The sequence below is a fragment of the Nitratiruptor sp. YY08-10 genome (assembly GCF_016629565.1).
Lineage (GTDB): Bacteria > Campylobacterota > Campylobacteria > Campylobacterales > Nitratiruptoraceae > Nitratiruptor.
This window is the reverse complement of sequence record NZ_AP023057.1, coordinates 1,392,553-1,410,394: the sequence shown is the minus strand read 5'-3', so window position 1 is coordinate 1,410,394 and position 17,842 is coordinate 1,392,553. Positions and strand designations below refer to the sequence as shown.

20 protein-coding genes are annotated in these 17,842 nt (G+C 40.1%); 13 read left to right on the top strand and 7 right to left on the bottom strand.

Annotation, left to right across the window (positions count from 1 at the left end):
- From JG735_RS07515 to JG735_RS07485, 7 genes are read left to right on the top strand one after another with little or no spacing between them, the layout of a single operon-like run.
- The gene (locus JG735_RS07515) at positions 1-1,374 is read left to right on the top strand and encodes a phosphomannomutase/phosphoglucomutase (protein ID WP_201334455.1); all 1,374 of its coding nucleotides are present in this window, start codon (positions 1-3) and stop codon (positions 1,372-1,374) included.
- Positions 1,365-2,372: a dihydroorotase gene (gene pyrC / locus JG735_RS07510; protein ID WP_201334454.1), complete on the top strand. Its 1,008-nt coding sequence runs from the start codon at positions 1,365-1,367 to the stop codon at positions 2,370-2,372. Before JG735_RS07515 ends, pyrC begins: the two co-directional genes overlap by 10 nt.
- Positions 2,362-3,018, top strand: coding sequence for a response regulator transcription factor (locus JG735_RS07505; RefSeq protein WP_201334453.1), 657 nt, complete (start codon positions 2,362-2,364; stop codon positions 3,016-3,018). The genes pyrC and JG735_RS07505 overlap by 11 nt, the downstream gene beginning before the upstream one ends.
- Positions 2,963-3,835 carry a HAMP domain-containing sensor histidine kinase gene (locus JG735_RS07500; protein WP_201334452.1) on the top strand — a complete coding sequence of 291 codons (873 nt, stop codon included), beginning with the start codon at positions 2,963-2,965 and terminating at the stop codon, positions 3,833-3,835. The genes JG735_RS07505 and JG735_RS07500 overlap by 56 nt, the downstream gene beginning before the upstream one ends.
- Positions 3,832-4,266, top strand: coding sequence for a TonB-system energizer ExbB (gene exbB, locus JG735_RS07495; RefSeq protein ID WP_201334451.1), 435 nt, complete (start codon positions 3,832-3,834; stop codon positions 4,264-4,266). The genes JG735_RS07500 and exbB overlap by 4 nt, the downstream gene beginning before the upstream one ends.
- Positions 4,256-4,630 carry a biopolymer transporter ExbD gene (locus JG735_RS07490; protein ID WP_236583939.1) on the top strand — a complete coding sequence of 125 codons (375 nt, stop codon included), beginning with the start codon at positions 4,256-4,258 and terminating at the stop codon, positions 4,628-4,630. The genes exbB and JG735_RS07490 overlap by 11 nt, the downstream gene beginning before the upstream one ends.
- Entirely contained in the window at positions 4,627-5,433 is an 807-nt protein-coding gene (locus tag JG735_RS07485) for an energy transducer TonB (protein WP_201334449.1), read from the top strand. Before JG735_RS07490 ends, JG735_RS07485 begins: the two co-directional genes overlap by 4 nt.
- On the opposite strand, the gene JG735_RS07480 is transcribed toward JG735_RS07485, so the two are convergent.
- The 7 genes from JG735_RS07480 to JG735_RS07450 are packed head-to-tail and all read right to left on the bottom strand — an operon-like array spanning position 5,405 to position 11,968.
- The gene (locus tag JG735_RS07480; RefSeq protein ID WP_201334448.1) at positions 5,405-6,637 is read right to left on the bottom strand and encodes a hypothetical protein; all 1,233 of its coding nucleotides are present in this window, start codon (positions 6,635-6,637) and stop codon (positions 5,405-5,407) included. The two genes, JG735_RS07485 and JG735_RS07480, sit on opposite strands and share 29 nt — an antisense overlap.
- A complete protein-coding gene (locus JG735_RS07475) occupies positions 6,630-6,884 on the bottom strand; it encodes a DUF2249 domain-containing protein (protein WP_201334447.1) in 255 nt (84 codons plus the stop codon). Before JG735_RS07475 ends, JG735_RS07480 begins: the two co-directional genes overlap by 8 nt.
- Entirely contained in the window at positions 6,884-7,315 is a 432-nt protein-coding gene (locus tag JG735_RS07470; protein WP_201334446.1) for a hemerythrin domain-containing protein, read from the bottom strand. The genes JG735_RS07475 and JG735_RS07470 overlap by 1 nt, the downstream gene beginning before the upstream one ends.
- Positions 7,312-8,826 carry a glycosyltransferase family 39 protein gene (locus JG735_RS07465; RefSeq protein WP_201334445.1) on the bottom strand — a complete coding sequence of 505 codons (1,515 nt, stop codon included), beginning with the start codon at positions 8,824-8,826 and terminating at the stop codon, positions 7,312-7,314. The genes JG735_RS07470 and JG735_RS07465 overlap by 4 nt, the downstream gene beginning before the upstream one ends.
- Positions 8,810-9,379 carry a phosphatase PAP2 family protein gene (locus JG735_RS07460; RefSeq protein ID WP_201334444.1) on the bottom strand — a complete coding sequence of 190 codons (570 nt, stop codon included), beginning with the start codon at positions 9,377-9,379 and terminating at the stop codon, positions 8,810-8,812. Before JG735_RS07460 ends, JG735_RS07465 begins: the two co-directional genes overlap by 17 nt.
- A complete protein-coding gene (locus JG735_RS07455) occupies positions 9,369-10,421 on the bottom strand; it encodes an NAD-dependent epimerase (RefSeq protein WP_201334443.1) in 1,053 nt (350 codons plus the stop codon). Before JG735_RS07455 ends, JG735_RS07460 begins: the two co-directional genes overlap by 11 nt.
- On the bottom strand, positions 10,418-11,968 hold the full coding sequence (locus tag JG735_RS07450; protein ID WP_201334442.1) for a phosphoethanolamine transferase: 1,551 nt from the start codon (positions 11,966-11,968) through the stop codon (positions 10,418-10,420). Before JG735_RS07450 ends, JG735_RS07455 begins: the two co-directional genes overlap by 4 nt.
- A 58-nt stretch (positions 11,969-12,026) precedes the next feature.
- Here JG735_RS07450 and JG735_RS07445 point away from each other — a divergent pair, with 58 nt between their 5' ends.
- From JG735_RS07445 to ftsH, 6 genes are read left to right on the top strand one after another with little or no spacing between them, the layout of a single operon-like run.
- Positions 12,027-12,812, top strand: coding sequence for a 3'-5' exonuclease (locus JG735_RS07445; RefSeq protein ID WP_201334441.1), 786 nt, complete (start codon positions 12,027-12,029; stop codon positions 12,810-12,812).
- Positions 12,799-13,707, top strand: coding sequence for a PDC sensor domain-containing protein (locus JG735_RS07440; RefSeq protein WP_201334440.1), 909 nt, complete (start codon positions 12,799-12,801; stop codon positions 13,705-13,707). The genes JG735_RS07445 and JG735_RS07440 overlap by 14 nt, the downstream gene beginning before the upstream one ends.
- Positions 13,704-14,318 carry an imidazole glycerol phosphate synthase subunit HisH gene (gene hisH, locus JG735_RS07435; RefSeq protein WP_201334439.1) on the top strand — a complete coding sequence of 205 codons (615 nt, stop codon included), beginning with the start codon at positions 13,704-13,706 and terminating at the stop codon, positions 14,316-14,318. The genes JG735_RS07440 and hisH overlap by 4 nt, the downstream gene beginning before the upstream one ends.
- A complete protein-coding gene (gene hisA, locus JG735_RS07430; RefSeq protein ID WP_201334438.1) occupies positions 14,319-15,035 on the top strand; it encodes a 1-(5-phosphoribosyl)-5-[(5-phosphoribosylamino)methylideneamino]imidazole-4-carboxamide isomerase in 717 nt (238 codons plus the stop codon).
- Positions 15,028-15,870: a 50S ribosomal protein L11 methyltransferase gene (locus JG735_RS07425; protein ID WP_201334437.1), complete on the top strand. Its 843-nt coding sequence runs from the start codon at positions 15,028-15,030 to the stop codon at positions 15,868-15,870. Before hisA ends, JG735_RS07425 begins: the two co-directional genes overlap by 8 nt.
- A complete protein-coding gene (gene ftsH / locus JG735_RS07420) occupies positions 15,860-17,842 on the top strand; it encodes an ATP-dependent zinc metalloprotease FtsH (RefSeq protein ID WP_236583937.1) in 1,983 nt (660 codons plus the stop codon). Before JG735_RS07425 ends, ftsH begins: the two co-directional genes overlap by 11 nt.

Genomic DNA, 17,842 nt, shown 5'->3' with positions numbered 1-17,842 from the left:
ATGAAATCGATTTTTAGAGAATACGATATAAGAGGCATTTTCCAAAAAGAGCTGAATGTTGATATTGTCAAAAAAATCGGCTATTTCCTTGCACAAGAGATAAAAGGAGAGTATATTGCAGTAGGATATGATGCAAGACTCTCTTCACCAACGCTTTTTTCGTGGCTTGCAAGTGGAATCAATAAGGCTGGGAAAAAAGTTCTTGGTATGGGGATGGTACCAACAGGTGTGAACTATTTTAGTAATTTTACAAGCTTTGAGATCGAAGGGAAAAAGGTAACGCCCTCTGCATCAGTGATGATTACCGGATCTCACAATCCTCCCGAATACAATGGGTTTAAAATAACAGTGGATAAAAAGCCCTTTTTTGCAAAGCAGATCAAAGAGCTTGGACAAAAGGTATTAAGCAGCGATATTTCGATAGAAGACAACGATGCATACTATGCAATTCCAGCTAAAGAGCAGTATATCGATTTTATGCTCAAAGAGTTTGACCATCTCAAAGGATTTGATCAAAAAATAGCACTTGATTGTGGCAACGGTGTTGCGGGGATTGTATTAGAGCCGATTTTGAATGCATTGGAGTTTGACTATTTTGGACTTTACTGTGAGCCAGATGGAACCTTTCCAAACCACCATCCTGATCCAAGTGAAGAGAAGAATCTGAAAGATCTCAAAAAAGCTTTGAAGTATGCAGATATCGGTTTTGCTTATGATGGTGATGCGGACAGAATAGCGGTGCTGACCAAAAAGCACAATTTCAAAGGGGATGAACTTGCCATTATTTTTGCCAGATATATGGAAAACCCCATAGTTATCGGCGAAGTGAAGTGTTCGCAAGTGATGTATGACGAGATTAACAAAAGAGGTCGAGCGATTATGTATAAAACGGGTCATAGCAACCTTAAAGAGAAGATTGCTGAGGTGGGTGCCGATTTTGCCGCAGAAGTGAGTGGACATCTCTTTTTCAATGACAGGTATTTTGGATATGATGATGCAATCTATGCGACGTTTCGAGTCATTGAACTGATTCATCAAGGCACCGATCTTGATAAAGAGATTGAAAGTCTGCCGCGAGTATATAATACACCGGAGATCAAAGTAGGAACGACAGAAGAGTGTAAATTTAAAATTATAGAAGCATTGAAGCAAGCTTTGCAAAATCCCCCTGCCGGTTTTCCATCTATTAAAGAGATTATAGATGTGGATGGACTGCGCATTGTTTTTGAAGATGGATGGGCACTCGTTCGAGCCAGCAACACAACGCCGATTTTGGTTACACGGTTTGAAGCAAAGAGTGAAGAAGAGGCAAAAGAGTATGAAGAAAAAGTAATGGAACTGGTTGAAAAGATAAAGGATAAAATATGCAAATAACTCTGCAATCCCCCCTGGATATGCATCTGCATGTAAGAGACGGTGCAATGCTTCAAACGGTGGCACCACTTTCAGCAAAAAGTTTCAGCGGCGCAATCATTATGCCAAATCTTGTACCGCCTGTAACCGATATAGAGATGGCAAAGTCCTACAAAAAAAGGATTGAAGAAGCTATTGGCGAAGAGCGGTTTGAAGCCTATATGACCCTTTTTTTCAAACCCTCGTATGATTATCAATTTTTACAAGAGGCAAAACCATATATTACTGCGATCAAACTCTATCCTGCTGGAATTACCACCAACAGTCAAGATGGCGTGGATAATTTCAGTATCGAAGCCTTGGCACCTACACTGGAAGCGATGAGCGAACTCGGGATTCCCCTTTGTGTGCATGGTGAGACAAATGGTTTTGTGATGGATAGAGAAGCGGAGTTCATCCCGATCTATGAAAAAATTGCTCGAAGATTTCCGAATCTAAAAATCATTATGGAGCATATCACGACGAAAGAGGCGGTTGATGCCTTGATGAGGTATGAAAATCTCTATGCCACTATAACGTTGCATCATCTTTATATCACTCTTGATGATGTTGCAGGAGGACTATTACGGCCGCATCTGTTTTGCAAGCCTATCGCGAAACGTCCTGAAGATAGAATGGCTCTCAGAAAAGTAGCCTTTATGGCCCATCCGAAAGTGATGTTTGGCAGTGACAGTGCTCCTCATCCAAGAGACAAGAAAGAGGCTCCAGGATGCGCAGCGGGAGTTTTTACAGCGCCGATCGCTTTGCAAGCGCTTGCTCAAATCTTTGAGGAGGCTGGTGTTTTGGAAAACTTACAAGCTTTTGTGAGTGACAATGCACGAAAGATTTATGATATTCAACCACCGAAAAAAAATGTGGTTCTTGAAAAGGAGCCTTTTGAGGTGCCATCAAGTTATAATGATGTGGTTCCTATGTTTGCAGGAGAGCGACTTTCTTGGAGGATAGCGAGTGTCCAATAAAATCCTGCTTGTAGAGGATGACAGGCTCTTTAGCGAAACGCTGCAGGAGTTTTTGGAAGAGGAGGGCTTTGCTGTCGATGTGGCTCGTACAATGCAAGATGCGATAGAGTTGCACTATGCCAATCGGTATGATCTGCTTTTATTGGATGTGATGCTTCCGGATGGAGACGGGTTTACGCTGTTGAAAGAACTGCGAAGTATAGAGGATATGACGCCAGCCATATTTATTACTTCAAAAAAGCAAAAAAACGATATCAAAGAGGGTTTTTTGTTGGGAGGCGATGATTATTTGACAAAGCCCATTGACCTGGAGGAACTGCTATGGCGAATCGGGGCAATTTTACGAAGGGTGCATCATGATGCAGTCATAGAAATTGACGGATATTACTTTTATCCGGAGCAGTTTGTGTTGAAAAAAGGGAACGAGATTATTGACTTGAAGCAAAAAGAGCTGCAGCTTCTGCATCTTTTTTTGAAAAACAGAAAAAAAGTGGTGACCAAAGAGCAGATCTTTCAAACACTATGGAGTCATGAAGAGATTATCAGTGAAGGTTCTTTGCGGGTGTATATATCGACACTGAAAAAGATTTTTGGCAAGGATTCGATACAAAATATTCGATCTATTGGATACCGTTTTGAAAAATAGCGAGTTTTACGCCTTTTGGTTACTTTACATTATATCGGTCGTCATTTTATTCGTTGTTGGATACTTTGGACTCAATCTTGTGCCACTGCCACTGCTTATCGGTTTTCTATTGCTGTTGGCACTGCTGTTTGGTTTTTTTTTGATTAAATACTCTTTTGTTCCTCTCAAAAAGAGAAATCTTCATCTTGAAAAGATGCTTGAGGAGACGCTTCATGAACTCAATATCCCAATCGCAACTATCAAAGCCAATTGTTCTATGCTTGAGAAGAGTTGTCATGAGGAAAAAGCAGGGCGAAGAATAAAGAGGATTGAGAAGGCTTTGGTACAGTTAATGGAACTGTATGAAGAGGTGGAGTATTTGATCAAAAAAGAGATTTTACAGCCTAAACCACAGGTTTTTGATGCAAAGGAGGTGATTGAAGAACGCATAGAGTTTTTTGAAGATCTCCTTCGTCACAAAAATCTTCAGATAGAGCTGCATCCACTCAAAATATCAATCGCCAAGGTGGGATTTAAGAAGATGTTTGATAATCTTTTATCAAATGCTATAAAATATAGTCCTAAAGGCTCAGTGATAAAGATCGTTCTCAAAGATTCTCTTTTACAGATTGAAGATGAGGGAAAAGGAATCGATGAAAAGGATCTCATTAAAATATTCGAGCGTTACTATCAGGAAAATGAGGAACAAGAGGGTTTTGGTATCGGTTTGGCCATGGTAAAAGAGTTTTGTGATGAAAATGGTATAGGTGTCTATATTGATTCTAAGCCTGGACATGGAACAAAAATAACATTGGATCTAAAAAAGGTTTGTTTATGAGTATTATGCAGCATCTCAAAGAGATTATTGATTATGGCATTATAGGTACACTGGCAGTGATGAGTTTTGTGAGTGTTTGGTTGACGATCGAACGCTGGTTTTTTTACAGAGGTGTCGATGTGAGCAAATATGAAAATAAAGAGGCATTAGAGATCGATATAACCAACAATCTCTCGACAATAGCGACAATTGCCTCTTCCGCTCCCTATATTGGCCTGCTTGGAACGGTTCTAGGTATTATTTTGACTTTTTATACCATGGGACAAAGTGGCATTGTCAATACAAAGGAGATCATGATAGGACTGGCATTGGCACTCAAAGCGACAGCCATGGGATTGGTTGTTGCTATTCCGGCAACTATGTTTTACAACTATCTCGTGCGAAGAGTAGAAGTGCTCCTTGCAAAATGGGATATCGTCCATGAGGATTAAACGCTTTGATCAAATCAATGTCATTCCTTTTATCGATATCATGCTCGTGCTATTGGTGATTGTTCTGACCACGGCTACATTCATCGCAAAAGGTGTTATTCCTATCGATTTGCCAAAAGCGGGAAGTGCCAAGGAACTGCCGGTAAAAAAGATAGATATCTCCATTACCAAAGACGGGACCATTTATTTAGAAAAAGAGAAAGTTGATACACGTTTGCTTGTACAAAAACTAAAAACGTACAATACCAAGAGTTCCATTTTGATACGGAGTGACAAAAATGCAAAGTTTGAAACGTTTATTGAAGTACTGGATCTTTTAAAAAGTAACGGATATAACAATATCGCTGTTGAAACAGTCAAATGAGACGCTCTTTTTTTATAACACTTTTTTTGTATTTTGTTTTCTTCTCTTTCCTCTACGCTTTTTTTGATACATTTTTGGAAATTCCCAAAAGCAAGATAGTCAGTGTTACAAAATTGCAGATCGTTCATCCTCCAAAACCTGCATCAAAATGTCAATGCGCTATGATGAAAGCAAAAGTGCAAAAACAGATACAAAAAAAGAGCCGGCCAAAGAAGAGAGTAGAAGAGAAAAAAAAGCCGAAAAAAAGGGTCATACAGAAAAAAATCAAGAAAAAACCGATTCGTAAAATTGTGAAAAAACCTGTAAAAAAGAGAAAAGTACAAAAAAGAGCCTCTCTTATCAAAAAATGCAGCACCAAAAAGAAACAACCAACTGCGTCAGTTGTGAAAAAGAAACTATTACCTTCTAAAATTGTGAAACAAGAGAGTTTCAAGAAAAAAGAGATCAAGATTTGTAAAAATGATACAGTATTGCAGGCAGATAAAATAAAAAAAGAGAAGCTTGTGAAACCTTCCTATAATCAACGATATATTGACCAATATTTGAGCAAAATTCGTCAAATTATCCTTGAATATCGCTACTATCCGAGGATCGCACGGAGAACGAGAAAAGAGGGGTTGGTAAAAGTTTCATTGAAACTCTTCCCCGATGGCTCAGTCAAGGAGATGCACATCATCCAATCAAGTGGTCACTCCATTTTGGATCGCGCGGCACTGCAAACAGTTCAAAAAGCATCTGTTCATTTTCCAAAGCCATCTCAGCCAGTGAAACTGACTATCCCTTTGGAATACCGCCTCCGTTGAGATTTTCAAAAGGGGAAGGCTTTTTCTTATAAGAAAAATAGATCATAACTGGTTTTTTGAGAATGTAAGCAAAAAGAAGATTGCTCGCTATCCAAAAAATGCCGGCAATCTGAGGTGAAAACATAAGAGCGGCAATACCAAAAACATGGAATCCAAGCTGCCAGTAGGCCAATCTTTCATCCAGCATCTCTTTCATGGTTGGCATATCGAAAAACCCCCGTGCGCTGATATGGAACCAGGCTAGAAAAGGGATGATTTTATAGAGCATCCCATACATTACAGTCACTGCAAATCCAAACAGAAAAAGGGTTGAGAAGATTTTTGTATTTACGAAAAAAAGAAGTGGAAGAAGAAAGAGTGAACTAAGGGCAATATACCACGCCACAATACTTGGTTCTATGATTTTTCTTTTTCTGCTTTTTAACTGCTTGAGCGTAATGGCACCAAAAAGGATATAGGCAAACAGAAGTGTGACAAAAAAAATGAGCGCCAATTTTGTCAAAGTGATGCTTGCTGCTGTTGAGAGAATGAGGGCAAAGATGGAAAAAGTCAAACCCATTCGTATTGGGTTGGAGAGTTCAGGTGTAACGTAAAACATCGGAATAACCTGAAAACTGACTCCAATAATCAACAGCCCTACCCATCCAAATCCAGCAAACAGTGCATGTTCAAGAAGCAGATGGTTAAAATATGGTTCTATCTTCCCCATTGCCAACTGCCACATCATAAAGATTCCAATGCAAGCAGCTATCAAAAAGCTAACGAGTGATAGTCGCATTGCCCATACTGTCGCAGTTACTGTAGGAGCTGTGAAAAGTTTGTATAGTGTAAAAAGGATAAAGAAAATCACTGCTGTACCAATGAAAAAAGATGCAAAATACAGCAAGAAGAGCTTTGAAAAGGTAAAAGCTGTAAAAAACAAAACGATCCCCAAAACAAAAGGGATAAAAAAAGCGATGGAGAGTAAGAGAGGTTTTTCATAGCGAACACCAACGACAACGGGTAGCATCTGTTGCAAAGCTCCTATCATAATCTGCGTCATGAAACCGAGTGTTACAAGATGCAAAATGGAAAGATTATCGAGTATATTGCTATCAAAAAGGAGCATCGCTGCAGCTACGATAAACCATACTGGAGCTGTTAGGAAGAAAAGAAGGGGGGCTTCAAAAGGGGGAGCCTGATCGAGGGAGAGTCCCTTAAACATCGATTAGCTCCACTACTTTTGCTTTGTCTTCGGGATAAAAATAGTAGATATGATAATCTGAATCTCTCTTTTTGACAATATACTCGATCCCCATAGGTTTGATACGATTGAAGACCATTTGTGGTTCGAGTCTGTGGATTTGATGGAGAAAGCTCTCCCCTGGCAATACCGTTTGCAGTTCACTTAAAACCATCTGCATAGGTGCTGGGGGTTCAAATTCCCTCGTATCCAATACGATCTCTCGCATTAGACTTTCACCTTCTGCATATCATGCATGATAGCCTCTTTGTCTAAGGGCAGATTTTCTGCCATAGTATAGAGAATCTGCTCCTCTTTCATATTATGTTGCTGAGTCATGATCATAAAAGTTTCACCAAAACCAAGCGCCTTTTGCTTATCTTTTGCACTGATGGCTTCTCCCATCTGATCAAGGATACTTCTGATTTGGTTATGCTCCATTTTCATCACATAAATTGGACCTTCACCACCTCCGATAAACTCTTCCATCTTTGGAAAAAGGACCTCTTCTTCCATAGCGAAGTGTCTGAGCATCGCTTTTTTAAATGGTGTAAAAAGCTCCAAGGCTTTTTCGAAATCCCCTTGGCTGATTGCTTCTTCCACAGGGGCATAGAGGTTGTCACAGGCTCTATGATCTTCGGTCATATACTCTTTTATCATTTGTTCTCCTTGATTTGTAGGAGTGCGACTCCATTTTTTTCGAAAAGTATATCGAAATTTTTGTAGGCTTTCATATGGTTTCGTTTTGTAAACACAATCTCCCCATTTTTTGGAGCTCTTTTTGGTGTAATTTTGTAGAGATAAAAGGCAAAAGAAGGGGCATTGATACCATCCATCACTACACTGAATCCTTGTTTTTTTGCAAAAAGAGCAGCCTCTTTGATGGGATTCTCAGCTGCATCGGCATACACTTTTGCGACAAAAAAATTGAGACCGATTACAGTTAAAAACGCTGCAATAATGGTCGCTTTCTCTTTTGAAGTGCGAAGCAAGAAAATACCCGTAAGCAAGGATAGGCCAAAAAAGAGAATGTAATCCCAGCCAAAATGGAGTCCTTGGACGATGTAATATTCATACGAACCACGTTTTATTGTACTAAGAATCTCTTTTCGAAAAAATGGCAGAGAAAAAAAGAGGAGATTGAAAAGATTGAATGGAAACAAAAGCCAAAAGTTGGATTGCATTTTTTGAAAAAAAAGAGCCATCAAGATAAAAAGAGGCGTATATCCATAGATGATATAGTGAGGCAGTTTCGTATGAGAAAAGGAAAAAAAGATAAAAACAAATAGAAACCAGATGGCAAGATACCGTTTTACAGGCGAATCGAGCCAGTTTTTGATATATTGTAAAGATTTAATAAAAATTGATGTAAAGGGTAAAAGCCCTATGAGCATAATAGGGATGTAATAGAATATACTTCCTGCGTGTCCCTCCATCGCTTTTCCGGCAAATCTGCTGAGATTATGCTTGAGGAGAAAGCCCTGGATAAATTTTTCTCCTTGATCAAAATACTCTGCCAAATACCACGGTGCAGCTATCAGCACAAAGATAACGATTCCCACTGGATTGAACACGCTTTTGAGCCAAAATCGCACATTTTTGATCAAAAAAAGAAAGCTGACTGCCAAGGGAATCAAGATGGCAACAGGTCCTTTCGTCAGTGTTCCAAATCCTATGAAAGCAAATGTCGCATAAAGATATTTTTTCTCTTTGGTGGAGGAGTAGAGATAGAAACAAAACATACTCGAAGCGATGAACATATTCAGCAATGCATCGGCAATTGCTGCTTTTGCGATGATGGAGATTTGCAAAGATCCGACCATGAAAAGTGTAGCCCAAAAGGCTGTCTGCTCATCAAAAAATCTTTTTGAAAAACGATAGATAAGCAGAGCCCATATCGTTGCAGCTATGGCACTTGGCAGGCGCATGGCGAATTCATTGAGACCAAACAACGAAGCACTTACAGCCTGTAGCCAGTAGATCAAAATCGGTTTATCAAATCGGAGATCCCCATTGAGATAGGTCGTGATGAAGTTTCCCGATGCCAGCATCTCTCTGGTCGCTTCGCTAAAAGCCCCTTCATCGAGATTAAATAAAGGATAATAGCCAAGAGTGGCGTAAAAGCTTACAAAAATAATTGCTATTAATATCCAGCTACTGCGTTTGGGCATCAAACATCCTTGTATGAAGCCAAATGGCACACAGTGAGCCAATAAGTGCTCCGACAATCACATCGCTGAGAAAATGTTGTGTAAGAACAACGCGACTGAGACCTACCAAAATTGCAACAATCCAAAAAAAGTAACGATATCTTGGATAGATGAATCCTAACGCAACCATTGCAGCGAAAATAGTTGTAGTATGACCAGATGGCATAGACCAGTAGGCAGCTTTAAATTGAAACAATTGAGGATTGTACAGATGTTCGTGAAAATAGATTTTTGGTCTTGGCCTTCCGATTGTGATTTTTAAAAGTGTCGTAACGATTCCAGACAAAATGATGGCAAAGATCAAAAAAAGACCCTTTTTTGCAAATAGCGGATCCTTTTTCCGATACAGAAGATAGATTCCTAAACCAAAAAGCAGGTAGGGTACGGCATTGCCAAGGTAGGTGATTGTTTTGAAAAAGGCAAAAGAGTGGGTATGAAAATATTGCGCGATCACAATATCGAAAAAGAAATAGCTTAGAAGCGCTGCAAAAAGCGCTAAAAGACTATATACCATAAAAGTTTCGATACCATTCAATAAACTTTTTCACTCCCTCTTCTATAGGAGTAGAGGGTTTATAGCCAAGATCGTGTTCCAGTGCGTATGTATCTGCCCAGGTTGCCGGTACATCACCTGGTTGAATCGGCAACAGATTTTTTTTCGCTTTCTTTCCAAGAGTCTTTTCAATTGCTTCTATAAAATCCATAAGCTCCACAGGGCTGCCATTACCGATATTGTAGACTCTGTACGGTGCTTTGGAGCTTGCAGGATTTGGACGTCGCGCACTCCAGCATGGATCCGGTTTTGGAGGATTGTCGATGACTCGTACGACACCTTCAACGATATCATCGATATAGGTAAAATCTCTTTTCATTTTTCCATAGTTAAATACATCGATCGGTTTATCCTCCAAAATCGCTTTTGTAAAGAGGAACAGAGCCATATCGGGTCTTCCCCATGGACCATATACGGTAAAAAAGCGTAAGCCCGTCGTTGGGATATTGAAAAGATGGCTGTAGGTATGGGCCATGAGTTCGTTGCTTTTTTTGCTCGCTGCATACAAACTGATAGGATGGTCTACATTGTCTTCAACGCTAAAAGGCATACGTTCATTGAGACCATAGACGCTGGAGCTGCTTGCATAGGCTAGATGCTCCACTTCATGATGCCTGCAGCATTCTAGGATATTTGCAAATCCGACAAAGTTACTTTGAATGTAAGCATCGGGATTTGTAAGAGAGTAGCGTACGCCGGCCTGAGCTGCCAAATGGCATACCTTTTGAGGATATTCGTCTTCAAAGACCTTTTCAAGCGCCGCTTTGTCAGCTAAATCTATTCGGTAAAAGGTGTGCTTAGGATATTTGGAGTTTACATATTTTTTGCCAAACGCAAACTCTTCTTCTTCAAATCCCAATTCCTTGAGTCTCCCATATTTGACTCGTACATCATAGTAGTCGTTAATATTGTCAATTCCTACAACTTCATCACCTCGCTCAAGTAATCTTTTTGCCAGATGGAAGCCTATAAATCCTGCCGTTCCTGTAACCAAAATTTTCATGGATGCCTCTTTTTGTATGAGATAAATCCAGCGTTGCCGCTTATATCGATACCATTTATATAGTAGGTAACATCTTCATTGGGATTGATTATCTCATATCCCAAAGCTTTTGCAATCATTTTACCAAATTGATAGTGTGAAATGACACGGGAGAGGTTGAACTCTTTATGAAACTGTTTGACATTACACCCTTTACTTGCATAGATGATCATCGGAACTTTCGTATCTTCAAAACCCAAATAGACATGTCCGTAGCGTCCATGCTCACTCTTTTCTCCCATCATTTCGCCATGATCTGACGTGAAAAAGACGAGCGTACATCCTGGCATAGCATCAGCTTTTTTAAAAATGGAGTGCAATACAAAATCGGTATAGCGGATGGAATTGAGATAGCTGCCTAACATATACTCATGAAAAGGGAGATTTTTGAAAGGATAGTAATAAAAGGATGGTGGTGTATAGTGTTCATACGCCGAATGGGAGTTTCTTTGGTGCAAAACAATAAAGTTTTTTTTCTTTTTTGTTATCGTATCCAAATAGTGAGCAAGTTTTTCGTCATATCCATGTAGTACTTTTGTGGTATCACTAAAATCAGATAGAACGCCTCCGATGACGTATAAAGACTGCATTGTAATAAAAGAGGTAGAGTAGTTTTGGTCTTTGGCCAGTTTTAGAAGATTGGTACTGTTTGTAATAAGAGGTTGAATGTTTTGCGGTTCTCTTTTTAAGGTGAAAAATGTAGGAATAGATACATCGGTAGTCACTCCGCCAGAATGTCCCCATGTATACAAAAATCTGGGACTATTTTTGAGTTTATCCAGATACGGCGTAGTCTCTTTTGGATAGCCATAGAGACTCATTTTGTCTTTGGTGAGACTCTCTCCCATTACGACGATGATATTGTCTGCAAGAGGTTTGCTCATTTTTTTGACAATGTATGGCTTGAATGTTTTATACTGGGGTTTTTGATGCTGAAAAATATTTTTTGCTATGTACCAAGAGATGGCAGTAAAACTGTTTTTAAAAGACAATGATGTGGTTTTTGGCATATAGTTATATACTTTTTTCCGTTTTAAAGCCGAAACCGGACCGATTGCCAAAAGCAGAACAAGAATAAGGGATGCATATCGCATAGAAATAGTGTGCAGTTTTTTTAATGCATATAATAAAAGAGCCGCTTGGGCAAAAAAGATAATTAGGGGAAGTTTTACGTAGGGGATTACGGTATTGAGTGTATCCAACATTTCCGGAATCTGATTTGACAGGCCAACTTCATAAGGCAAAATGTATGAGTGAAAGTAGCTAAAATGCATAAGCTGCACAAAACTCAATGCAGCTATAAAAAGTGCAAAACCAACTCTTATCCAATAATTTCTTATCAGTAAAATTAAAAAAGAAATCAAATAAAGAGCGCTATACTCTTTTATGAAAGAAGGGAGGCGAAATGTATAGTAGTTTGGATGGAACAGAGCATAAACAAGATCCGGTAATAAAAAAATAAGTGAAAGATAAAAACTATACAGAAAATGTTTTGCTATCTTCTTCATGAGGCCTCTTTAGAAAAAATTCTTGATTTGAAGTATAATAAATCCTTAAAGGAGTGCAATGATTTGCGTTTTTGATTGTGAAACTATACCAGATATTGAACTGATTCGCAAAAATTTTGAGGTTGAAGGCGAAGACTTTGAAGCCATCCATCAAGCTTTGCAGCAGTATGAAGCCAAAGCCGGTACGACATTTTTGCCCCATCCTTATCATAAAGTCGTGGCGATCAGTGCAGTGTTCGCAGATGATTTTGGAAGATTTAAAAAGGTGGGGACATTTCCGGGAGATGATGAAAAAGAGATCATTGAGTCCTTTTTATCCTACATTGACAGTAAAAATCCAAAACTTGTCTCATTTAACGGAAGAAATTTTGATATACCGATGCTGCTTTTGCGGGCCATGAAATACAATCTTTCCTGTTCGGCCTATTTTGAACAGGATAATCAAATGCTCAATAAATCAAAGTGGGAAAATTATAGAAGCAGGTACTCTGAAAGTTTTCATCTTGATCTCATGGATGTGCTGAGCAACTTTGGAGCAGCCAGAGGGCTGAAACTTGATACTCTTTGTCAAATGGCTGGAATTCCTGGAAAGTTTGATGTAGATGGCTCGCAGGTTTTACAACTGTACTATAATAACGATTTGGATAAAATTCAAGAGTATTGTGAAAGCGACGTTATTAACACCTATCTTCTTTTTTTGAAATATGAGCTTCTAAAAGGGGGACTGAGCAAAGAGGAGTATCGAGATATTTTGTATCGGATGCAGGAGATCTTTCCAAAAGAGAAGAGCTATAGCGAAATCTTTATGAATTATATGAAAAAGGAAAGTCATGGTAGTGAGTGAAATCGAAGAGTTTTCGGAGATACGGACCAAAGCCAGGGCGTATCTTTGCTTTTTGTTGCAGCGATATATTCCAAACTACGTGCCCGATCCATCGCTTGACAATATCATCAATGCATTGAAGATTTTGAAAAAGGAGCTCCCTTTAGCAGATGCTTTCTATGTTCTGGATAAGACTGGAACACAGATTATTGATGCTGTTTCAAACAACCCTGAGTATCGGCGAGGAAAAGGAATCAACCGAAGTATGCGTGCTTACTACTATAGAGCCGTTCGCGAAAAGCGCTGTATTCTGACCGATCCCTATCCCTCGTTATTGACTCATGAACTGACCGTTACTGCATCTTATCCGATTTATGACGAAAGAAAACAGCTTGTGTATATCGTTTGTGTAGATATATCTTTGAAAAATCTTCTCAAAATGTTCCATCCATCTTCAATAGACTCCCATTTTGGCCAGTTTTCAAAAGTTATTTATGGATTCTTTTCTTTTGCATTGCTCGTCGTTGCTCTGCTTCTTTTGGCAAAGGGGATGGGAAGCATTATTGCCGAAAGTTTGGTGTTTCAGGATGTAGAGATAAAGGAGATTTTTGAATCGACCATTTTGATTACACTCTCTCTTGCTATTTTTGATCTGGTCAAAACCTTGTTTGAAGAGGAAGTGCTTGGTCATCATAAAAAAAGACGTACAAACGACATTCACAAAACAATGATACGGTTTTTGGGTTCTATCGTTATAGCGCTTTCTATTGAGGCATTGATGCTTGTCTTTAAATTTGCTATTATCGGACCGGAAAAAATCTTGTACGCAGTCTATTTGATAGGTGCGGTGACTCTGCTTTTATTGGCACTTTCGTACTATCTCAAATCGACTGCCGATTTGAAAGAGGATGAATGAAGATAGCGATTATTGATTACAATATGGGAAATCTTCGAAGCGTGTCGAACGCTTTTGAAAAAATCGGTTATCCGGCCATCATCGAAAAAGATCCTGGAAAACTGCAAAACTATGACAAAATTATCCTTCCCGGTGTCGGTGCATTTGGAGATGCGGTGGAACACCTTGAAAAGAGCGGGCTTAAAGAAGCGATTTGTGATTTTGCCCAAAGTGGTCGTCCTATGCTAGGTATCTGTCTAGGGATGCAGCTATTGTTTGAGAAAAGTTATGAATTTGGAGAGCATAAGGGGTTGGGCCTCATCAAAGGAGAGGTGGTCCCTTTTGACAAAAATCGCTTTGATCATAGACTCAAAGTCCCTCATATGGGTTGGAACGAGCTTTTTGTACAAAAAGAGACCCCCCTTTTTGCTGGGCTTCCAAAGGCATTTTATCTCTATTTTGTCCATAGCTATCATGCCGTTTGCGATGAAGAGTATGTGATCGGAAAGACGCTCTATGGGTATGAATTTGTCAGTGCCGTTCAAAACGGCAATGTTTTTGGTCTTCAGCCTCATCCTGAAAAATCGCATGAGAATGGTTTGAGAATCTTGAAAAATTTTGTGGAGTTGTAGATGGAAATTTTACCGGCAATTGATCTCAAAGACGGGAAAGCGGTTCGTTTAACAAAAGGTCTGATGGAGAGTGCCAAGATATATAGCGACGAACCGTGGCAAGTGGCCAAAAGATTTGAAGAGATGGGTTCGCGCTGGCTCCATCTTGTGGATTTAAACGGTGCTTTTGCAGGGGAACCGAAAAACCTTGAGCAAATCGAAAAGATTCGAGCCAATACAAATCTCAAAATCGAACTGGGCGGTGGTATTCGCGACGAAGAGACGATTCAAAAATATGTCGATCTTGGGATTAATCGGCTTATATTAGGTTCAATTGCGGTGAAAAATCCACAATTTGTCAAAGCAATGGCTGTAAAGTACCCTATAGCTGTGGGTATTGATGCCATCGATGGGTATGTGGCTGTAGAAGGATGGGCAAAAACCTCTACGATGAGAGCAACCGATTTGGCAAAAGAGTTTGCGAAAAGCGGTGTGCAAGCGATTATCTGTACTGATGTCGGCAAAGACGGGACGTTAAGTGGCGTCAATGTGGAATTTACCGTCTCTATCGCTGAAGCAAGTGGGATCGATACCATTGCAAGTGGAGGTGTACGCGATATTGAGGATATAAAAAAACTTCAAGCAACAGGCAAGGTTGCCGGCGTCATAGTTGGAAAAGCATTTTATGAAGGAACATTGGATTTGGAAAAAGCATTTAGGTTGGTACAAAATGGATAGATACTATTACCAGTATACAGTTCAGGTAGACAAGTTCAAAGATGAAATCGAATCTTTTTTGATGGACAGATTTTATAATGGGATAGAGGAGAGTGATGGGAAGCTGATACTGCGAAGCGAAAAACCGCTTGATGATATTATGGATGAGCTTCGTGCCTATGTCGACTCTTTGATAGAGCTTTTTGATACGGATATCCATCTTGAAATCACAAAAGAAAAAAAAGAGAACATCAACTGGATCGAAAAATATAAAAAAAGTATTACTCCTGTGGAAGTGGGAGAGTTTTACATCTATCCTAGTTGGTATGAGCCAAAGGAAGGTAAGGTAAACATCAAAATCGATCCGGCTTTGGCATTTGGCAGCGGACACCATGAAACGACAAGAGGATGTTTAAGTGCAATCCAAAAATATGTACAGCCTGGAATGGAACTTTTGGATGTCGGATGCGGCAGCGGGATTTTATCGATTGCGGCGGCAAAAAAAGGAGCTGTCGTAGATATTTGTGATACCGATACACTGGCTTTGGAAGAGTCCCAAAAGAACTTTTCCTTAAACAAAGTTGAATTTCAAAATGGCTGGGTGGGAAGTGCAGCCAACGCTAAAAAGAAGTATGATATAGTTATAGCCAATATTGTTGCCGATGTTTTAACGATGATAGCGTTTGACTTGCAAAAAGCGACAAAAGAGGGAGGGATTTTGATCCTTTCTGGCATCATCGAAAAATATCGCAACAAGGTACAAAACAGATTTGATTTTTCTATCCTTGAAGAGGTACAAGAAGGAGAATGGATAACAATGATATTACGAAACGATAGGGGAACCGATGGCAAATAACAAACAAAAAAAACCGCAAAACGATAACTTTTTCAATAAAAATCCACTGCTTACATTTGCGATCTTTTCCGTTATTTTGATTTTACTGTTCAAGTCGATTTTACAGCCAGCGAACAATATGGGGCAGGGTGCGATGCAACATATGGCTGGTGCACCGATTCAGAAAACAAAAGAGATCAGTTACAGTGAACTGAAAAAGTTGATCAAAGAGGGACGTGTTCAGTATGTTGCAATAGGCCAAAAAACGATTAAAGCGATAGCCAATGAAGGCGGCTTTAAAGTGATCTACTTTGCAAACAAGGTACCCGGTGATACGACGCTCATTCCACTTCTTGAAAAGAAAGGTATCGATTACGGTGGTTTTAGCGAGAGCAATTGGGTAACGGAGATGCTTTTTGGCTGGATTATCCCGATTCTCATCTTTTTTGCTATCTGGATGTTTCTTGCAAGCCGTATGCAAAAGAGTATGGGCAGCGGCATCCTTGGCATGGGGAGCGCCAAAAAGCTTATCAATTCCGAGCGACCAAAGGTGAAGTTTGACGATGTGGCTGGAGTGGAAGAGGCGAAAGAGGAAGTGAAAGAGATTGTCGATTTTCTCAAGCATCCGCAGCGATATATCCGACTTGGAGCGAAGATTCCAAAAGGGGTTTTGCTTGTGGGACCTCCAGGGACTGGTAAAACGCTTCTTGCAAAAGCAGTTGCCGGAGAGGCAGATGTACCATTTTTTGCAGTGAGCGGAAGTAGTTTTATCGAAATGTTTGTGGGTGTGGGCGCAGCTCGCGTTCGGGATCTCTTTGAACAGGCAAAAAAAGAGGCACCAAGTATCATTTTTATCGATGAGATCGATGCTATTGGAAAAAGTCGTGCTGCTGCAGGTCCGATCGGCGGGAACGATGAAAGAGAACAGACCCTTAACCAACTTTTGGCAGAGATGGATGGATTTGACAGCTCTGAGTCTCCTGTCATTGTTTTGGCAGCTACCAACAGACCTGAAGTGCTGGATCCTGCACTTCTTCGACCAGGACGATTTGATAGAACGGTTGTTGTGGACAAACCAGATTTTGAAGGTCGTTTAGCTATATTAAAGGTACATGTCAAGCACATCAAACTTTCGCCAAATGTCGATCTTGAAGAGATTGCGAGACTTACAGCCGGACTTGCAGGAGCTGATCTGGCCAATATAGTCAATGAAGCGGCGCTTTTGGCTGGACGAAAAAACAAAGAACAAGTTGAACAAGAAGATCTTTTGGAAGCGGTCGAAAGAGCGATTGCGGGTCTAGAGAAGAAAAGTAGACGAATCAGCCCCGAAGAGAAGCGTATCGTTGCATACCATGAGAGCGGTCACGCATTGATTGCCGAAACGACACCGGGGGCAAGAAAGGTGACGAAAGTCTCCATCATCCCAAGAGGGCTTGCGGCACTTGGCTATACGCTCAATACCCCAGAAGAGAATAAATATCTTATGAAAAAGAGCGAGCTTGTTGCAGAAATTGATACACTACTTGGCGGGAGAGCGGCTGAAGAGATCTTTATCGGCGAGATTACAACGGGAGCATCGAACGATCTTGAAAGAGCGACAGACATTGTCAAAGCGATGATCAGCATGTATGGGATGAGTGATGTCGCCGGACTCATGGTCCTTGAAAAGAGACAAAACCTCTTTTTAGGAGGACCTGCACAGCCAGTGAAAGAGTACAGTGAGAAACTGGCTGAAGAGATCGATGAATTTATCAAAGCCTTTTTGAACGATCGCTATACCCATGTGAAAAATAGACTGCAAGAGTACAGTGAGGCGATCGAAAAAATGGTCAAGGTTCTTTTTGAAAAAGAGGTGATAGAAGGCAAAGAGGTTCGTCAGATCATCAAAGAGTTTGAAGAGAAACATGGAAAAAAATCACTGCTTGTGGAAGAGCTGCAAAGCGATATAGAACAAGCGAAACATTTGAGTGAGCAAAAGAGTGAAAGTGAGTAG